Origin of the sequence: Arthrobacter sp. 1088, assembly GCF_031455315.1 — a bacterium.
In the GTDB taxonomy this organism is placed as follows: domain Bacteria; phylum Actinomycetota; class Actinomycetes; order Actinomycetales; family Micrococcaceae; genus Arthrobacter.
This window is the reverse complement of the sequence record NZ_JAVDSM010000003.1, coordinates 128,046-146,732: the sequence shown is the minus strand read 5'-3', so window position 1 is coordinate 146,732 and position 18,687 is coordinate 128,046. Positions and strand designations below refer to the sequence as shown.

General features: G+C 62.6%; 17 protein-coding genes. 3 read left to right on the top strand and 14 right to left on the bottom strand.

Features of this window, described 5'->3' with window-relative positions; all coding sequences use genetic code 11:
* Positions 1-19: 19 nt before the first annotated feature.
* Together J2Y41_RS05650 and J2Y41_RS05645 are read right to left on the bottom strand one after the other, a co-directional pair.
* Entirely contained in the window at positions 20-1,039 is a 1,020-nt protein-coding gene (locus J2Y41_RS05650; RefSeq protein WP_309926990.1) for a sugar phosphate isomerase/epimerase, read from the bottom strand.
* A complete protein-coding gene (locus tag J2Y41_RS05645; RefSeq protein ID WP_309926987.1) occupies positions 1,036-2,223 on the bottom strand; it encodes a Gfo/Idh/MocA family oxidoreductase in 1,188 nt (395 codons plus the stop codon). The genes J2Y41_RS05650 and J2Y41_RS05645 overlap by 4 nt, the downstream gene beginning before the upstream one ends.
* A 159-nt stretch (positions 2,224-2,382) precedes the next feature.
* On the opposite strand from J2Y41_RS05645, the gene J2Y41_RS05640 reads away from it, so the two are divergent.
* The gene (locus J2Y41_RS05640) at positions 2,383-3,384 is read left to right on the top strand and encodes a LacI family DNA-binding transcriptional regulator (protein WP_396133473.1); all 1,002 of its coding nucleotides are present in this window, start codon (positions 2,383-2,385) and stop codon (positions 3,382-3,384) included.
* A gap of 64 nt (positions 3,385-3,448) precedes the next feature.
* Here the strand turns inward: J2Y41_RS05640 and J2Y41_RS05635 are convergent, their stop codons facing one another.
* From J2Y41_RS05635 to J2Y41_RS05625, 3 genes are all read right to left on the bottom strand, one after another.
* Positions 3,449-4,375, bottom strand: a complete 927-nt coding sequence (locus J2Y41_RS05635) for an ATP-binding cassette domain-containing protein (protein WP_224093764.1) — start codon at positions 4,373-4,375, stop codon at positions 3,449-3,451.
* A 12-nt stretch (positions 4,376-4,387) separates the two neighbouring features.
* Complete coding sequence (locus J2Y41_RS05630; protein ID WP_224166587.1) at positions 4,388-5,446, bottom strand: ABC transporter permease; 1,059 nt, start codon at positions 5,444-5,446, stop codon at positions 4,388-4,390.
* A gap of 64 nt (positions 5,447-5,510) precedes the next feature.
* Positions 5,511-6,506: a substrate-binding domain-containing protein gene (locus tag J2Y41_RS05625; RefSeq protein ID WP_224093762.1), complete on the bottom strand. Its 996-nt coding sequence runs from the start codon at positions 6,504-6,506 to the stop codon at positions 5,511-5,513.
* A gap of 308 nt (positions 6,507-6,814) precedes the next feature.
* Here J2Y41_RS05625 and J2Y41_RS05620 point away from each other — a divergent pair, with 308 nt between their 5' ends.
* Complete coding sequence (locus tag J2Y41_RS05620) at positions 6,815-7,555, top strand: GntR family transcriptional regulator (RefSeq protein WP_224093760.1); 741 nt, start codon at positions 6,815-6,817, stop codon at positions 7,553-7,555.
* A gap of 17 nt (positions 7,556-7,572) precedes the next feature.
* A complete protein-coding gene (iolB, locus tag J2Y41_RS05615) occupies positions 7,573-8,466 on the top strand; it encodes a 5-deoxy-glucuronate isomerase (protein WP_309926981.1) in 894 nt (297 codons plus the stop codon).
* A gap of 61 nt (positions 8,467-8,527) precedes the next feature.
* On the opposite strand, the gene J2Y41_RS05610 is transcribed toward iolB, so the two are convergent.
* The 9 genes from J2Y41_RS05610 to sucD form a co-directional block, all read right to left on the bottom strand.
* On the bottom strand, positions 8,528-9,400 hold the full coding sequence (locus J2Y41_RS05610; protein WP_309926975.1) for a sugar phosphate isomerase/epimerase: 873 nt from the start codon (positions 9,398-9,400) through the stop codon (positions 8,528-8,530).
* Between the two features lie 10 nt (positions 9,401-9,410).
* Positions 9,411-10,424 carry a Gfo/Idh/MocA family oxidoreductase gene (locus J2Y41_RS05605; RefSeq protein WP_309926973.1) on the bottom strand — a complete coding sequence of 338 codons (1,014 nt, stop codon included), beginning with the start codon at positions 10,422-10,424 and terminating at the stop codon, positions 9,411-9,413.
* A 51-nt stretch (positions 10,425-10,475) separates the two neighbouring features.
* The gene (locus tag J2Y41_RS05600; protein WP_224093752.1) at positions 10,476-11,393 is read right to left on the bottom strand and encodes a sugar phosphate isomerase/epimerase; all 918 of its coding nucleotides are present in this window, start codon (positions 11,391-11,393) and stop codon (positions 10,476-10,478) included.
* An 85-nt stretch (positions 11,394-11,478) separates the two neighbouring features.
* Complete coding sequence (locus tag J2Y41_RS05595) at positions 11,479-12,990, bottom strand: CoA-acylating methylmalonate-semialdehyde dehydrogenase (RefSeq protein WP_309926968.1); 1,512 nt, start codon at positions 12,988-12,990, stop codon at positions 11,479-11,481.
* A gap of 41 nt (positions 12,991-13,031) precedes the next feature.
* Positions 13,032-14,957 carry a 3D-(3,5/4)-trihydroxycyclohexane-1,2-dione acylhydrolase (decyclizing) gene (gene iolD, locus J2Y41_RS05590; RefSeq protein ID WP_309927441.1) on the bottom strand — a complete coding sequence of 642 codons (1,926 nt, stop codon included), beginning with the start codon at positions 14,955-14,957 and terminating at the stop codon, positions 13,032-13,034.
* A gap of 40 nt (positions 14,958-14,997) precedes the next feature.
* Positions 14,998-15,969 (bottom strand): deoxyribose-phosphate aldolase, encoded by a 972-nt coding sequence (locus J2Y41_RS05585; protein WP_309926966.1) that lies wholly within the window; start codon positions 15,967-15,969, stop codon positions 14,998-15,000.
* Positions 15,966-16,985 carry a 5-dehydro-2-deoxygluconokinase gene (iolC, locus tag J2Y41_RS05580; RefSeq protein ID WP_309926963.1) on the bottom strand — a complete coding sequence of 340 codons (1,020 nt, stop codon included), beginning with the start codon at positions 16,983-16,985 and terminating at the stop codon, positions 15,966-15,968. The genes J2Y41_RS05585 and iolC overlap by 4 nt, the downstream gene beginning before the upstream one ends.
* Positions 16,986-17,147: 162 nt before the next feature.
* On the bottom strand, positions 17,148-17,552 hold the full coding sequence (locus tag J2Y41_RS05575; RefSeq protein WP_224093743.1) for a tautomerase family protein: 405 nt from the start codon (positions 17,550-17,552) through the stop codon (positions 17,148-17,150).
* 221 nt (positions 17,553-17,773) lie between these two features.
* Positions 17,774-18,676, bottom strand: a complete 903-nt coding sequence (gene sucD, locus J2Y41_RS05570) for a succinate--CoA ligase subunit alpha (RefSeq protein ID WP_224166581.1) — start codon at positions 18,674-18,676, stop codon at positions 17,774-17,776.
* Between the last annotated feature and the right edge of the window lie 11 nt (positions 18,677-18,687).

Here is an 18,687-nt window from a genome sequence, read left to right as displayed (position 1 = left end):
ACCTTGTCAGTTTGTCCTGTCAAATGACACTAGCGGCAGAAGCGTTCAGTGCCGCGTCGGCTTCCTTAAGGACCTTTGCCGCAACTTCAAGTCCTTCGATGCGGCCAAGGGAAACGTCCTCGTGTTCAATGTTGACCAGCATGTTGGGGTCAACCTCGTAAAGGGCACGGAGGAACTCGGTCCAAAACGCTGTGTCGTGCCCGCGGCCCAAGGCAACAAAGTCCCAGGCGGAGTTCTTGGGCCATTCGTTGGCCCACTCGTCGCCGCCCAGATTGGTGCGGGGCTCATCCGGTGAGAGCCGGCGGAAGCTGTTGTCCAGCACGCCGTAGAGCGCGGCGTTCTCCGTGTTTACGCGGACGTCCTTCGCCGCGGCCTGGAACACGAGAGGCCCGAGTTCTCGGACCACGGCCACCGGGTCCATCTGCTGCCAGAACAGGTGTGAAGGGTCCAGCTCCACGCCCACGTGCGTGGCGCCGGTGAGCTCGATCAGCTTGTAGACATCGGCCGTGTTGAAGACGATGTTCTGCGGGTGCAGTTCCAGCGCCACCTTGACGTCGTGATCGGCAGCGAGGCGGTCGGTTTCCTTCCAGAATTCCGCAGCAAGACTCCACTGGTAATCCAGCACGTCCAGGGCCGCAGAGTTCCACGCGTTGACCACCCAGTTGACGGTGGTGGCGCCAGGCTCGCCACCGGGCAGGCCGGACATGGTGACCACGCGGTTTTGGCCGAGGCGGTGGGCCAAACGAATGGAGCGGCGGATGTCTTCCGCGTGCTTTTCGCCGATTTCCCGCTTGGGGTGCAGCGGGTTGCCGTTGCAGTTCAGTCCGGCGATGGAAACGCCGGTGCCCTCGAAGATCGCCAGGTAGTCGTCGCGCGCAGCGTCGCTTTCCAGGATCTGGTCAAAAGTGGGGACGTGCACGGCAGGCAGGAACCCACCGGTGTTGACCTCGATGCCCGTGAGGCCCAGATCGGCAATGACCTTCAGTGCTTCCGGGAGCGGACGGTCGTGCAGGATCGCGTTGTAGACGCCGAGCTTCATAGCGTGATCTTCTTTCCGTTGTTAAGGGCGGATTCGGTGACGGCTCCGAGGAGTTCCATGTTGCGGACACCTTCGTCAAAGGTGGCGCAGCGGGGCAGGGATGATTCTTCGTTGAGGCCTGCGACCTCTTCGAGGAATGCCCGCGCTTGGTAGCCGAAGGCGTCGTTCTGGCCGAAGCCAACTTCCGGGGCGTCCATGGCGAGGCCGCCGGCGATGTAGGGGTGGCCGGGGCCGAGGTTGACCTGACGGTAGCCGTTTTCATTTCCGGAACCATCGTTGAGGAACAGCTGGATTTCGGACGGCCGGCGCTGGTCGAACTTGGCGGCGCCGTTCTCGCAGAAGACCTCGAACTGGAGGCCGTTGGCGTGACCGGCTGCAACGCGGGAAACTTCGAAGCTTCCAGCACCATTCGCGAACTCTGCATTGAAGGCCGCGTAGTCATCGTTCTCGACGGCCTCGAACGTGTCGCTGACGGCAACGTGGTCGTGGCCCATGACGGCCGCGAGAGGCAGGGGCCGCTTGTCGATCGCCGTGGCGAGCCGGCCACCGCTGATGGACTTGATGTCGCCACACAGGAATTCGGAGACATACGTCAGGTGACTTCCGACGTCGGCAAGCGCACCGGAGCCGGGGCCGCCCTTGTAGCGCCAGCTCATGGGAGCCGAAGGGCTGAAGCCGTAGTCGGTCCAGTACCGGCCGCTGAAGTGCAGGACATTACCCAGGACGCCACTGCGGATCAGGTCACGGATGTAAGCGATACCCGGAGTCCGGCGGAACGTGAAGCCGATACGGGCAAGTGTTCCACGGGTTTCAGCAGCGCGGGCAGCGTCAGCCATGGCGCGGGCGTCTTCCAACGTGTCACTGAGGGGCTTTTCGCAGAGAACGTGTTTGCCGGCAGCAAGCAGGCCTTCCACCACTTCGCGGTGCAGCGAGTTGGCGATGACCACGCTGACGACGTCGATGTCGTCAGCTTCTGCGATGGCCTGCCATGACGTGTCGTTGCGTTCATACCCGAAACGGCGGGCAGCGAGGGAACCAAATTCGGCGTTGACGTCACCGATCGAGACCAGCCGGACCGGGGGCAGCACGGGGCTGTAGAGGGCAGATGCCGTGCGGTATGCAGCAGCGTGCGCTTTGCCCGCCATGCCTGCACCGATGACGGCGACGCCGAGGCTTTCAGCCATTGATTTCTCCTTTGAAATTTCGCCGCCGCGCGGGGCGCAGGACGGCATTTTGTAGCGCTACAATTTTTGCACTGGGTTTGAGCGTAGCTATGTCTTTATGTCCTGTCAATCCTTAACCGACTATCCTCAAGGACAGACAAGAAAGGCACACCGATTCCGTTGAACAGCGCACATACCCGACGCCCCACCCTCTACGACGTCGCCACCCAGGCCGGAGTCTCGCCGTCGCTGGTTTCCTTGTTCCTCAAGGACCCGGGGAAGATCAGTGAAAAGCGTCGGGACGCCGTCCAAAAGGCCATCCACGATCTTGGCTACCGGCCCAGCCGCGCTGCCACAACCCTCGCCAGCAACCGCACCAAGAGCATTGGCCTGGTGATCGACGATTACCGGAATCTCTGGTTTGTAGACCTCCTCCGTGGGATGGAATCGGTTCTTTCAGACCTCGGCTACCAGGTCATGCTCGCGGACTCGCGGCCAGGAGAGAACCGCATCAAGGAAGCGACGGACGGCCTGCTGGCCATGCACGTGGATGCCCTGGTCCTTGCGGCCGAACCCAGCGAGTCCATGCTCACCAAAACGTGGGTCCCCACCGTGGTTGCCGGATGGCGGAAGGGCATCCCGACAGGTGCGGACCTGATAACCAACGACGACGACCGCGGGGGCTCCATGGCAGCGGACCACCTACTGGGGTTGGGCCACAGCCGCATCGGCCACCTTTCAGGGTCCGACGGCGCGTCAGCACACCGGCGCGCCGGTTACCAACGCGCCCTGGAGGCTGCCGGCGTCGAAGTCGTCATCGGCGAGTCTGCAGGAACCTCGGAAGAAGACGGATACGGCTCCGCCTGTTGGCTTCTGGACCACCACCCGGACACCACAGCGATCTTCGCCGCCAACGACACCATGGCGCTCGGCGCTTTCGCCGCCATCAAGGCCCGCAGACTTTCAGTCCCCAACGACATTTCGGTGATCGGTTACGACAACTCCCCGCTGGCCAAGTCGCGCTTCCTGGACCTCACGTCCATCGATAACCGAAGCGACCTTGTGGGCGTGGACGCAGCGCGAAGGCTGCTGGCCCGTATCGAAGATCCAACGCTGGAGCCGGAGCGGAAGCTCATTGAGCCGACGCTTGTACTCCGCGGCACGACGTCGGCGGTTCACTAAGGGAACCGGACACGACTCCGCCCGGAGCCATCAGGCACTCCGGGCAGAAGTCCGCCGAACAAGCCTAGTGCCGCTTCGTGGCACCCTCCGGGGCAGCATCAGCCACACCCGCCACTTCGGCCTTGACCTCTTCAAGCGCATCGGAATGCCCGCCGAGCTGCTCCAACTCATGGGCCAACTCCGCCAGCTCTGCACCGCCGGCCATCTGGGCCGTCAGCTCATCCAAGGTGATGTCCTTCTTGTCGTAATAGCCGATCGACTTGCCGCGCTTGAGCAGCAGGAAGCGGTCCCCCACAGGGAAGGCGTGGTGCGGGTTGTGGGTAATAAAGATGACGCCGAGGCCGCGGTCGCGGGCCTGCAGGATGTACCGAAGCACCACGCCGGACTGCTTCACGCCAAGGGCGGCTGTGGGCTCATCCAGGATCAGCACCTTCGCGCCGAAGTACACGGCCCGGGCGATGGCGACACACTGGCGCTCGCCGCCCGAGAGCTGGCCGATGGGCTGGTCAACGTCGCGGAGGTCGATGCCCATCTCGGCCAGCTCCTTCAGCGTGATGTCCTTCATCTTCTGGACATCCATGCTCTTGAACGGACCGAATCCGCTGATCAGTTCCGAGCCAAGGAAGAAGTTCCGCCAAATGGGCATCAATGGAACCACAGCCAGGTCCTGATACACGGTGGCGATACCGGCGTCGAGGGCGTCCCTTGGTGAATTGAACTTCCGGTCATCGCCCATCACCTGCAAGGTGCCTTCGTCGTGCTGGTGCAGGCCCGCGATGATCTTGATCAGCGTTGACTTTCCGGCGCCATTGTCTCCCAGGACGCAGGTGACCCGGCCGTTGTCCACCGCCATGGTTACATCGCGCAGGGCGATGATGTTGCCGTAGTGCTTGCCTACTCCCTCGAGCGAAAGCAGGTGCACGGGTGTGTGCGTCAACGGGTCCTTCTCGTTTTTCAGCAATGTCTGCTGGTCGATCTGTTGTGCGTTCATTGTTCCGGCCCCTTACTTGAGCTCTGCCCGGCGCTTGACGATCAGGTTCACGATGGTGGCCAGCAGGAGCATCAAGCCCAGGAAGAACTTGAACCAGTCTGGATTCCATTGTGCGTACACGATGCCCTTGTTGGCCATGCCAAAGATGAACGCACCGATAGCGCCACCTACGGCCGAGCCGTAGCCGCCTGTCAGGAGGCACCCACCGATGACGGCAGCAATGATGTAGAGGAACTCGTTGCCAACACCTTCACCGGACTGCACGGCATCGAAAGCAAAGAGGTTGTGCATGCCCAGGATCCAGCCGCAGAAACCAACAGCCATAAAGAGGCCGATCTTGGTCTTGGTCACCGGGACACCAACTGCGCGGGCAGCATTGGCGTCGCCGCCCACGGCGAAGATCCAGTTGCCTACGCGGGTGCGCAACAGGATCCACGATGCCACTGCCACCAGGATGATCCAGAAGAACACCGTGATCTTGACTTCCACTCCACCGATGCTGATGGAGGAGGCGAAGACCGCCCGTGCCGATTCGAACCCGTCCAGCTTGGAGATCGACGGCGAGGAGACGCTGCCGCCTATAAGGCGGGTGAGTGCCAGATTGAGGCCCGTCAGCATGAGGAAGGTCGCCAGGGTAACGATGAAGCTCGGAAGTTTGGTCTTGACGAGAATCCAGCCGTTGATGAATCCAATGCCCAGCGAGACAACCAGTGCCAACGTGACACCAACCCATGCATTCAGTGAAAAGTTCCAGCTGAAGAGCGAGGCGGTGAGGGCGGAGGAGATCACGGCCACACCTGTGGAAAGGTCGAACTCACCGCCGATCATCAACAGGGAAACCCCTACTGCCATGATGCCAATGGTCGATGAACCGTAGAGCACGGTGGCCAGCGCGTTCGGTTGCGTGAACGTCTGGGAAACGGAGGCGAAGAAAATGAAAAGAACTACGGCTCCGACCAGTGCACCGACCTCGGGTCTCGCCAGGAACTTTTGGATCGGACTACGGCGTCCGACCCGTTCGTCGCCAGGGGCCTTGGCCCCCGCCGGCGGCAGAGTTGTTGTATTTGCCATAGGAATGACTCCTTGTTGGTCAGGCTGCGCGACGGTTCCCCGCCGCGCAGCCGGATGCCTGGATCTAGCGGACGCCCTGCTGGGCGAACTTGAGGACATCTGAAGCGTTGGTCTTGTCCACGATGGTTGGCCCGGTCAGGACAGGCTGGCCGCCGCCGATCTTGAAGCCGCCGCGCTTTGACTGCCACAGGGCATCGACAGACATGTAGCCCTGAAGCCATGGCTGCTGGTCAACGGTGAAGATCACTTGGCCGTCAACGATCTTCTGGGCGAGATCGGCATTGAGGTCGAAGCTGGCCACCTTGGCCGAACTGCCTGCGTCAGTGACGGACTTGAGCAGCGTGAGGGTGATGGGGGCGCCAAGACCGATGATCACATCGGCATCTTTGGACGCCTGGAGTTTCGCTGTAGCCGTCGACTGGACCGCGGTCATGTCCTTGCCATCGACGTAGAGGATTTCCGTTGCCGGCACCTTTGCCTTCACGCCGGCGCAGCGCGCTTCCAGACCGACGTGGCCCTGCTGCTGGATGACGCAAACGGGGTGCTTGTAGCCTTCTGCAGCGAGGCGGGTGCCCACCGCTTCGCCTGCAAGCTGCTCGTTCGATCCGAAGTGGGTGAAAGCGCCCAGCTGGCTGGAAACGGATTCACCGGCGTTCAGGCTCACAACCGGGATGCCCGCAGCGGTGGCCTTTTTCAGGACATCCTTCAAGGCGTCCGGGGTTGCCAGCGTGACAGCAATGCCGTCCACCTTCTGGTCGATGGCCTGCTGAACAAGCTGCGCCTGGCGTCCGGCTTCGGGATCGCTTGTGTACAGGAGTTCTACGTTGTCCTTGCTCGATGCTTCTTCTGCGCCCTTGCGGACAATATCCCAGAACGTGTCCCCGGCCGCCGCATGCGTAATAAGGGCTACTTTGATGCGCGCCGTGCTGGCCACCTGCCCGGCGGCTGCACCTCCCCCGGAATCTGCCGGTTTTCCGCCCTGGCTCGAACAGGCGCTCAGGGCCACCAATGGAACCACTGCTGCGACGACCGCCGCTTTGCGCCACGAGAATTTTGCCACCGTTATCTCCTTTGATGTCAGCTTCGGGCGTCCGGGGACTCGTGCCCGGATCGCCTGCTACCTCGATCATGGTGACTCGTCTCACACTTTGTCAATACTTTGTCCTGACATTAGGATGTTTTAACGTAAGCTCCTCGAGTAGATGACACCACGCAGGGCCTGAAGCCACTTCCTTGACCAGAACAGCCCGGCTGCTATTATCAGAAAAAGGCAGTATGTCCTATCAAGAGAACATGAGCGGACATACTCATCCATCCGGCCGGGATACTGCTTTTCCCGGCCGGGCTTCCGCAGGCTAGGAGAAACCAGTGGCGAACCAACTCAGCCTCAGCATCGACCGTTCGTCCCCGGTGCCGCTCTACCACCAAGTGGTCCAGGGAATCGAAGCCGCCATCCACAGCGGCGTCCTGGAGCCGGGCAGCCGGTTGGACAACGAGATCGACCTTGCTGCACAGCTCAATCTGTCCCGCCCCACCATGCGAAAGGCCATGGACGAACTGGTCCGTTCGGGCCTCCTGGTCCGTAAGCGCGGCGTGGGAACGCAGGTTGTTTCAAGCCAGGTCCGGCGGCCACTGGAGCTCTCCAGCCTTTTTGATGACCTCAGTAACAACGGCAAGAAGCCCACCACGGACGTGCTTAGCTTCTCCCACGTGGAGGCCGACGCCGCAACGCTCACCGCGCTTCAGCTGCCGCCCGGGTCAAAGGTCTACCACTTCACCCGTCTCCGCAAAGTTGGCGGCAAACCCCTGGCGCTCATGGAGAACTGGGTCCGTGACGACATCACCAGCATGGATGAAGCCCAGCTCTCCAGCGAGGGACTCTATTCCATCCTTCGCCGCGGTGGCGTGAACTTCCGATTGGCATCCCAGCGCATCGGCGCCATGATCGCCAATGACTACCAGGCCCCACTCCTCGAAGCCGAGGTCGGATCAGCCTTGGTCACCATGGAACGTACCGCGGTGGACGATACCGGACGCATGGTTGAAACCGGACACCACGTTTACCGCGCCGATTCCTACAGCTTTGAAATGACACTCGTACAGCGCTAACGCAAGGACACAAACTTATGGCCAACTGGGTCTACCCGCTGGGAACAGCCACTGACGGCAAATGGGACATCTCGCTCGGCGCTTCCGATTCCACTCTCGCGATCGACGGCTGGGCCCATACGGGACTGAAGGTGGCGACGCTCGCGGCGGGTGCCGCCGTCGAGCTTCCTTCCGCTGGAGAAGAGCGCATTGTGGTTCCGTTGAGCGGTTCGTTCACCGTAACGGTCGACGACGGCGAGTACAGCCTCGCGGGCCGGCAGTCGGTTTTCCACGGGCCAAGTGACGTCCTGTACACAGGTATCAATAGGGCCGTCACCATCAGTTCGCACGACGGCGGCCGGGTTGCGGTTGCGACGGCACCGGCCAAGGCTGACTACCCTACTCGCCTGATCACGGCGGCCGAGACCCCCGTGGAGCTGCGGGGCGCCGGCAACTGCTCCCGGCAGGTCCACAACTTCGGCACACCGGCAGCGCTGGAAGCTGATCGCTTTATTGTTTGCGAGGTCATCACACCTGCCGGCAATTGGTCCTCCTACCCTCCGCATAAGCACGATGAGGAGAAGGAAGGCGAGACCAGCCTGGAGGAGATCTACTACTTCGAAACGCGGGTGGCCCCGGACTCCCCAGCCCCCGCGGATTCAGACGCAATCGGCTACGCCCGGGTCTACGCCTCTGACGACCGGCCCATCGACGTCTCCGCGGAAGTCCGGACCGGTGATGTTGTCCTGGTTCCCTACGGCTGGCATGGGCCGGCGATGGCAGCTCCGGGCTACGACCTCTACTACCTCAACGTCATGGCCGGCCCCGGACGGGTCCGTGACTGGCTCATCAGCGACGACCCGAACCACGGCTGGATCCGCCAGACCTGGGAAGGCCAGGACGTGGACGCCAGGCTCCCTTTTACGGCCTGACGCATGGATAACAGAATGCCCCTGTGACTCTTGGTCACAGGGGCATTCTTGGTGTTGAGCACTATTTGGCTTGGGCAATGTAGTCGTTCATCGTCTTGAGCTGGTACCTGGAAACGTCCTCGGCGTTCTCGTCTTCCGCGAAGACGCTGGAGACCATCACGGTGTTCTCCTTGTCCAGGAATCCGATCTCCTTCAAGCCACCGAAGAACTCGTCCCAGTTCACGTCCCCGTCACCGATCTTGAGGTGTTGGTGGACGCGGACAGCGTTGCCCGGCGGGTTGGTGATGTACCTGAGGCCGTGGGAGGCGTGGTGGTTCATCGTGTCGGATACATGCACCAAGCGGAGTTTGTCGCCCGCCGCCCGCATGATCTCCAACGGCTTGTTGCCCATGTGGAACGTGTGGGAGGCAACGTAGACCATGCCAATGTTCGGGGAGTTCACGCCCCGGATCACGCGCAGCGCGGCCAGTCCGTCTTCCACGAAGTCATCCGGATGGGGATCAATGAGCACGTCCATGTCTTCGCGCTCGATGATCGGCAGGAGTTCCTCCATGGAGCGGTAGAAGGCGCGTTCAGACTCCTCGGCCTTCTCCGGACGGCCGCTGAACTCCGTGTTCATGGTCTGGACGCCCAGGTCCACGGCGATCTGGATGGCCCGCTTCCAGTACCGGACCGCAGCTTCCCGGGCGTCCTCATCGGGTCCGGACCACCGCAGGACGGGCAGGACGGAGGCGATTTCGACGCCGGCGTCCTTGCACGCTGCCTTCAACTTGCCCACGAGCTCGTCATCAGCCTTCGGGTGGTTGAAGAACGGGATGAGGTCCGCATGCGGCGTCATCTGCAGGTACTTGTAGCCGAGATCCGCGGCGACGCGCGGGAACTCCAGAAGGCTGTGCGTGTGATGGAACGGTGTGGGATCAAGGGCAATCTTCATGTCCGTGTCCCTACTTGTAGAGATCCGGCTTGGTGTTCAACTGGACCTTGACCTTTTCGCCCGACTTCTGCGCTTCGACGCCGGCCTCGCAGCAAGCGGCCGTGGCGTAGCCGTCCCAAGCGGTGGGGCCGCCGATTTCGCCGCGGAGGGCGGCGTCCACCCAAGCCTGCACCTCGACGTCGTACGCTGCTCCAAAACGCTCCTCGAAGCCCGGGGTTACGCTCCCGCCCCACTTGCCAGAGGTCTGGATGTATGGGCCGCTGTCCCCGCCGATGCTCACGATGCCGTCCTCGAAGGACGCCTGAGTGGCAACCTGGTAGCCGAACTTGGCGTTGACGTAGATCTCGACGTCGGCCAACACTCCCGATTCAGTTTCCAGCAACACATGCTGTGGGTCGTGCTGGCCATTCGGGGCGTTGCGCGTCGGCTTACCCAGACGGACCTGCACCGACGTGATTTCCTCGCCGGTGAAGTAGCGGATGGCATCGAACTCATGGACCACGGAGTCGTTGATCAGCATCTCGTTGGTGAAGCCCTCCGGCGTGGTGGGGTTGCGGTGCTGGTGGTGCAGCATCAACAGCTCCCCCAATTCGCTGTTGCGGATGATCGAACCCAGCGCCGAATACTCGGCATCAAAGCGGCGCATGAAACCCACCTGGATGCGCTTGTGGCCCAACGCCAGTTCAGCCTGGACAACCTTCCACGCGCTTTCTGCATCCGGTGTCAGCGGCTTCTCGCAGAGAATCGGGAAGTCCTTCTCCAAGGCCTTGTACAGGATTTCCTCGTGCAGGAAGCCCGGCGTGGCGATCAGGACGGCGTTGACGTCACCATTGTTCAGCGCCTCATCGGCATTGGACAGTGCCACGGCGCCGTCGATTCCTTCAACGGCAGCCTGCGCGCGGGCAAGGTCAACATCGACGACGGCGGCTACTTCAGCGCCGTGGATGCGGGTGTTCAGGCGCTTGATGTGGTCGGCACCCATACGGCCTGCGCCGATGACGGCAACGCGGAGAATCTTTGTCACTTTTCTATCCTTCGTGAGGTTCGTTCTTGTTACAGGGCCCGCGTGCGGGAGCTACTGGACCCGCGTGCGCGAGCCGCAGGAAAGCAGGTAGTTGCGTGTTCGCTTGGCGATGGGCATCGGTACATCGAACGCTACCGGGTACATGTCCTGCTCCACGATGCCGAAGATCGGCCGGTTGAGGCCTTCCACAGCTTCAATAACGGCGCGCAAGTCCGGAAGCCCGTTGGGCGGCTCGGTCATGACGCCGGCCAGGTTGGCAGCAGCCCAGGTCATGTTCTTCTCGTTGACCTCTGCCAGGATCTCCGGGTTGATCTGCTTGAGGTGCAGGTAGCCGATCCTGTCCGGGTAATTCTTGATGAGCTCAAGGCTGGAAGCGCCACAGTATTCCGCGTGGCCCGTGTCCAGGCAAAGGTTCAGGTACTGCGGATCTGTTGCTGCCAACAGGGTTTCGATGTCCTGTTGCGCGCCAACGTGCGAGTCAGCGTGGGAGTGGAACTGCTGGTGCAGGCCAAAGTCCTCCAACAGGACCTTGCCCATCCGGTTGTGGCCTGCGAAGAGATCAGCCCATTGCTCGTCGGTCAGTTCGCCATTCTCTACGGCCTCACCCGTGACGTCGTCGCGCCACATAGCCGGGATAACCACAATGTGCTCGCCACCCATTGCCGCAGTCAGTTCGGCCACCTTGCGTGCCGGCTCCCAGGCTTCGTCGTACTGCCTGGCACCACGGTGGAAGGCAGTGAACACCGTTCCTGCAGTGACCTGGAGGTCGCGCTGCTTGAGCTCTTCTGCCAAGCGGGTGGGGTCGTTCGGCAGGTAGCCGTACGGACCCAGTTCGATCCATTTGTATCCGGATTCAGCAACCTCGTCCAGGAACCGTTCCCACGGAGTCTGCTGGGGGTCATCGGCAAACCACACACCCCAGGAATCGGGAGCGGTGCCGATGATGAGCTTGTTCTCGACGTCAGTCATGACAGCGGTGTCTTTCTCTATCAGGGCCCACGCCGCCAGGGTTCCCTGGCCGAGCTTGCGAGGCGAGGGTGGCGGTGGGGATGGGTTAGTTGGAGGGGAAGTTGTAGGAGGCGCCGGAGGCGTGGGTGGGTTCGGGCCAGCGGGAGGTGATGACTTTGCCGCGGGTGTAGAAGGAGACGCCTTCGGGGCCGTAGATGTGTTTGTCGCCGAAGAGGGAGTTCTTCCAGCCGCCGAAGGAGTGGTAGGCCACCGGGACGGGCAGGGGCACGTTGATGCCCACCATCCCGACCGTGACCGAGCGCTGGAACTTCCGGGCGTTCGCACCGGAGGAGGTGAAGATCGCGGTGCCGTTGCCGTACGGGTTGGCGTTGATCAGCGCGATGCCTTCGTCAAGGTCGGCGACGCGGACCACCACGAGGACGGGTCCGAAGATTTCCTCGGTGTAGGCGGTCATTTCGGTGTTGACGTGGTCGATCACGGTGGGGCCGACCCAGAAGCCGTCTTCGTGGCCGGGGACGACCAGGTCGCGGCCGTCCACCACCATGGCCGCACCGGCGGTTTCGGCTTCGGTGACGATCCTGAGGATGCGTTCCTTGGAAGCAGGGGTGATGACCGGGCCCATTTCGGCGCCGGGTTCGGTACCGTTGCCGACCTTCACCGCCAGGGCACGTTCCTGAACCTTCTTCACCAGCAACTCCGCAGCGTCCCCCACAGCCACGGCGACGGAGATCGCCATGCACCGCTCCCCCGCGGAACCAAACGCGGCGGCGGCGAGGTGGTCTGCTGCGTTGTCCAGGTCCGCGTCGGGCATCACGATGGCGTGGTTCTTCGCCCCGCCCAGGGCCTGGACCCTTTTGCCGTGCTTGGTGGCGGTCTCATGGACGTACTGGGCGATCGGGGTGGAACCCACGAAACTAATGCCGTCCACGTCGGGGTGGGTCAGCAGCCCGTCAACGGTTTCCTTGCCGCCGTGCAGGACCTGGAACACGCCATCGGGCAGGCCGGCCTGCTTCCACAGGCGCGCGAGCAGCATCGGCGCGGACGGGTCACGCTCGGAGGGTTTGAGGATGAACGCGTTGCCGGTGGCGATGGCCATCGGGGCCATCCATAGCGGCACCATCACGGGGAAGTTGAACGGCGTGATACCGGCCACGACGCCCAGGGGTTCGCGGAAGGAGAAGACGTCGATTCCGGTGGAGACCTGGTCCGAGTAGTCACCCTTGAGCAGCTGCGGGATGCCACAGGCGAACTCGATCACTTCCAGGCCGCGGCCGATCTCACCCTTCGCGTCGGAGATCACCTTGCCGTGCTCGGCCGTGATCAGCTCAGCAAGCTCATCCACGTGCGCGGCCACGAGTTCACGGAACTTGAACAACACCGCGGTGCGCTTCGCCAGGGAAATATCACCCCAGGACTCCGCTGCTTTCTTCGCAGCAGCCACCGTGGCGTTCAGGTCAGCCTCGTTCGCCAGGCGCAACTCAGCGGACACCTGGCCGGTGGCCGGGTTGTATACCGGCTGGGTGCGGTCGCCCTCGCCCGTGGACTCGGCGCCGTTGATGAAATGGTTAATGGTGGTCAGTGTGGTCGTCGTCGACATGCGGACTTCCTTTGGTCTGTGGGACGGTAGCTTGGGGGAGGTTAGCCGAGCAGTTTGCGCTGGCGGTTCTTGTGGTCGGTGTAGGTCTTGTAGGCCTGCTGGGTGGATTCGAGGTCCGAGACCTGGGAGACGGGAACGTCCCACCAGGACTCCGAGCCGGGGGCGTCCAGCAGAGGATCAGACTCGATGTGAATGACGATCGGGCCGGTTTCGGGGGCTGCTTTGGCTTCCTTGATGGCAACGCCGAGGGATTCGATGACGTTCTCGCCCGGTTCGATCCGGATGACTTTCGCGCCCAGGGACTCTGCGTTGGTGGCCAGGTCGATCGGCAGGTGCTCACCGGCGTCGAAACTGTGCTGTTCCTTGTCAAGGACCCGGTACTGCGTCCCGAATCGCTGGGAACCGAGCGACTCGGACAGTGAACCGATGGAGGCGTAGCCGTGGTTCTGGATCAGGACCACGATCAGTTTGATGCGTTCGGCGACGGCGGTGACCAGTTCGGTGTGCATCATCAGGTACGAACCGTCCCCCACCATCACGACGACGTCCCTGTTGGGACCGCCGGCAGCGGCTTCGGCCAGAGCGGCGCGCTTTACGCCCAGCCCGCCCGGGATTTCGTAGCCCATGCAGGAGTAGGCGTATTCCACGTGGTAGCCGAACGGGTCGCGGACGCGCCACATCTTGTGCAGGTCACCAGGCAGCGAGCCCGCAGCGCAAATAACGACGTCCTGGTCATCCATGGCCTTGTTAGTGGCGCCGATGATCTCGTTCTGGGCCGGCAACGGCGTGTACCGGGTGTCGAAGGCCTCGTCCACGATCGCGTTCCAGCGCTTCTTCTCGGCTGCGACCTTCTCTTCCAGATCAGCACCAACGCGGTAGCCGCCCAGCGCCTGGTTCAGCTTCACGAGGGCCTTGCGGGCGTCAGCGACCATCGGGATGGTGGTGCCGTGCTTGTACGCATCGATCGGGGCGACGTTGATGTTCACGAACTTCACGTCCGGGTTCTGGAACGCCGTGCGGGACGCAGTGGTGAAGTCTTCGTAGCGCGTGCCGATGCCGATGATGAGGTCCGCTTCGGCAGCGATGGCGTTGGCCGCCGTCGTGCCCGTTGAACCAATGGCACCAAGGGAGAACTTGTGGTCCCATGGCAGGACGCCGACGCCCGCCTGCGTGTTCCCCACCGGAATGCCGGTGAGTTCGGCAAAGGCTGCGAGTTCCTCGTTGGCGTAGGCGTAGAGCACGCCGCCGCCGGCGATGATCAACGGGCGCTTGGCTGCACGGATGGCCTCAACAGCGCGTCGGATGTCATCGTCCTCGGCCTCGGGACGGCGGATCCGCCACTCACGCTCGGCCAGGAACTCTTCCGGAACGTCGAGGGCTTCGGCCTGGACGTCCTGCGGCAGGGAGATCGTGACTGCACCGGTCTCGGCCGGGTCAGTCAGGACACGCAGGCCGTGGTGGAACGCCGAGAACAACTGCTCCGGCCGGGACACCCGATCAAAGAACTTGGACAGCGGGCGGAAGGCATCATTGACTGTGATGTCGTATGCGTACGGCAGCTCCAACTGCTGCAGCACGGGATCCGCGGCACGGGTGGCGAACGTGTCGCTCGGCAGCAGCAGCACCGGCAGGCGGTTGGTGGTGGCCAAGGCAGCCCCCGTCAGCAGGTTCGAGGAACCCGGACCAATGGAAGTGCTGATCGCGAAGGTCTGGCGACGACGCGTGTGCCGTGCGTAGCCAACTGCCTGGTGTGCCTGGGCTTGTTCGTTGCGGCCCTGGTAGTACGGCATGATGGACGGGTCCGTGGCCTGGTACTGCTTCAACGCCTGGCCAACGCCGGCAACGTTGCCGTGCCCGAAGATACCGAACATGCCCGGGATCAGGCGCTCACGGTACTCCTGGCCACCGATGGAATCCACCGTGTACTGCTTGGAAAGGAACTCGACCACGGCCTGGGCCACGGTCATCCGACGGGTTGCTGTTCCTGTTGAGGTCCGCATGGCGGGGCTACTCCGATACTTTCACTGGAATACGGTCTGACGAGGTGTGCTCCCCCGCAGCTGGTGCAGGCCCGGTCGAAGGTGCAGTGCTGTTCAACAGCGAGGCGGCTGTCGCCACCGCACCCGCCACATCGCCGTCGTGCGGGTAGAGCAGCGTCCGGCCCACCGTGAGGCCGCGGACGCCCGGGAGCGCGAGGGCGGCCTGCCAACTGGCGAAGACTTCGTCCTGGGAGCCGTCGGGGTCACCACCCAACAGCACAGTAGGAAGGGTGGTGGAGGCCATGACGCGCTCCATGTCGGCCACCACGGGCAGTTTCATCCACGTATAGGCACTCGTGGAACCCAGGCCCTCGGCGATACCAACGGACTTGATCACGGCGTCCGCGCGGAGGTCGTTGCGGACCTTGCCATGGGCGTCACGCACCGACAGGAACGGCTCCACCATGGCGATGAGCTTACGTTCGGCCAACGAATCGATGGCTTTTGCGGTCGCTTCAAGGGTGGCCACCGTGTCCGGGTCTCCCAGACAGATACGCGTGAGCATCTTGCCGCCGTCGGCACCGAGTGCCTGCAAGGCGGCAGCTGTGTGGCCGGTGAACCGGTCATCGAACTCGTTGACCAGGCCAGCCAGGCCACCACGGTTCATCGAACCGAAGATCAGTTTGCCATCCAAAGCACCCAGCAGCAGCAGGTCATCCATGATGTCCGGTGAGGCAAGGATTCCATCCACGGCCGGATTGGCGAGGGCGATCTGCAGCCGGTCCAGGAGGTCCCGGCGATCGGCCATTGCCATCGGCTCCGGCCCGACCGACAAGGCGCCACGGGCCGGGTGGTCGGCAGCAACAATGAAGTTCTGGACCCCGTGCTTCAACCCAGGGTGGCGACGCCGGGTGGCAGCCGCGCGTGCGACGGCTTCCGGATCCTCGAGCCGGATGCGGCTCAAGTGCTCGTACCGGCGGGGGTCATCGTTCAGGCTCAACGGACTGCTCCTTCTGCGAACGTGGGTGCTGGCGGCGTGGAAGCTCCCGGGATCCGCCGGCCGCGTTCCGCGAGCAGCGAGGTGACCTCATCCGGCGTCGGCATCGCATCAGCGCAGGACACACGGGAGGCAACGATCGCACCCGCGGCATTTGCGTAATCCAGCACCTCGGACAACGGCCAGCCGGACAGCAGGCCATGGCAAAAAGCGCCGCCGAAGGAGTCCCCGGCGCCCAGGCCATTGACGGTTTCCACCGGAACAGGGGCTGAGACGACACGCTCAGTGCGGGTTTTGGCCATGACGCCTTCCGGGCCGAGCTTCACCACCGCGATCTCGACGCCGGCTGCCAGCAGGCGGTCTGCCTGCTCATCCGGCGTCCCCTCACCTACGGCTACGGCGCACTCTTTGTCGTTGCCGATCGCGACTGTGACGTGCGGGAGGATCCTGGCAACTTCTGCGCGGGCTTCCTCTTCCGAATCCCAGAACATCGGCCGGTAATCCAGGTCCAGGATGGTGAACTGGCCTTCCTTCAAAGCAGTCCGGGGCCGGGCCTCGTGGGCGGCGATGTGCGCGCTGCGGCTGGGTTCCTGGCAGAGGCCTGTCACCGTGGACCAGAAAATGCCCGCGTCCCTGATAGCAGCCAGATCCAACTCTTCGGCTTTGATCTGCAGGTCCGGCGCCGTGGGGAAGCGTCCGTAGAAGTAGAGAGGGAAATCTTCCGGCGGCTTGATCGCGCAGAAAGTCACCGCTGTGGGGTACTCCTTGACCGGGGAGACGAACGAATCATCAACATTGAACTTACGTAGTTCCCGGTGCAGGTAGCTTCCGAAAGCGTCGTCGCCTGTGCGGGTGATGACACCGGCGCGGCGGCCGTGGCGCGCAGCAGCGACCGCCACGTTGGAGGGCGAACCTCCCAAATATTTGCCGAAGGACGTCACATCCTCCAGGTCCACCCCAATATCGTTCGGGTAGATATCAACGCTGATGCGCCCGATCGTAAGCAGTTCGTGGGTCACGATGATCGTTGACCTTTCTCTTGTGAACTCTGAACCTTTGAGCGCTGGGCCCCAATGCCTTGCCACCCCTCAGTGAGCGGGGCCACATGACTACTTTGCCCCAGATTTCATGTCCTGTCAAAGGTTTGTACTGACATATTTACAACATGACACGGACTGTATCTACTTGCGTGGGATGGCCAATTCTCCGGAGACATACTGGCTGCGCCCGAAGCCGAAAGACCAGTCGCCAGGCGAGTTCTCCATGTAGCCGATGAAGACATCCTCACCCTTGACACCAAGCCCACCAAGCCCTTCGGTGATGGCCTCGAAGAGCGAGCTCTTCGCCATCTGACTGCGGCCGCCCTGGGTGAAGATCTGGATCATGATCACGCCACGGCTGCGCCCAAAACCCAACCCGGCATCCTGGGCCACGATTTGCCCCTCCGGATGTTCAGTGAGGATGTGGAAGTAGTCACGCTCAGGGATCTCATACTCAGAGACGATTGCATTGTGGATGGCCCGGCTGATCGCAGCCAGTTCCTCCGCCGACCTGCCCTGATTGACGTCGATTCTTACCAATGGCATGTTTGCGCGCTCCTTGGAAGTAGTTTATCCTGACATACTAACAAAGAATAGGCGGGAAGGTACAGGCCCCACAACACGCCTTAAAGCACGACGGCGGCCCCGCCACCTTCCGTGGGAAAGGTGCGGAGCCGCCGTCGTGCTTTAAAGAGCAACGCGGGGTCACTTTGAGCCCATTCCACAGTCAGGAATGGGCCGTAAGTGACCCCGCGTTGCTTTGGGTACTAGAGGGTTGCGTAAACCTCGCGCAGCAGCTTGGCAGTTTCGGACGGCGTCTTGCCGACCTTCACGCCTGCAGCTTCGAGGGCTTCCTTCTTGGCCTGTGCGGTTCCTGCGGAGCCGGAGACGATGGCGCCTGCGTGGCCCATGGTCTTGCCCTCAGGAGCGGTGAAGCCTGCAACGTAGCCAACAACCGGCTTGGTGACGTTGGCCTTGATGAAGTCAGCAGCGCGCTCTTCAGCGTCGCCACCGATTTCGCCGATCATGACGATTGCCTTGGTCTCCGGGTCAGCTTCGAACGCAGCCAGGGCGTCGATGTGCGTGGTGCCGATGATGGGGTCGCCACCAATGCCGATGGCGGTGGAGAATCCGAGGTCGCGGAGCTCGTACATCATCTGGTAGGTCAAGGTACCGGACTTGGACACGAGGCCGATGGGGCCCTTGCCCGTGATGTTTGCCGGGGTGATGCCGACCAGGGCTTCGCCCGGGGTGATGATGCCGGGGCAGTTCGGCCCGATGATGCGGGTGATCTGGTTGCCGTCGGCGTCAACCTTGGACTGGGCGAGTGCCCAGAATTCGGCGGAGTCCTGAACCGGAACGCCTTCAGTGATGACTACAACGAGGCCGATGCCGGCTTCGATGGCTTCAACCACGGCGTCCTTGGTGAATGCCGGCGGAACGAAGACGATGGAGACATCTGCGCCGGTTTCAGCGATGGCTTCCTTGACGGTGCCAAAGACGGTGATTTCCTTTTCGCCGTGCAGGACCGTGCTGCCGGCCTTGCGGGCGTTGACGCCACCAACAATGTTGGTGCCGGCCTTGAGCATCAGGGCGGTGTGCTTGGTGCCTTCGCCGCCGGTGATGCCCTGAACGATGACCTTGGAGTCTTTGTTGAGGTAGATAGACATTGTCGCGTCCC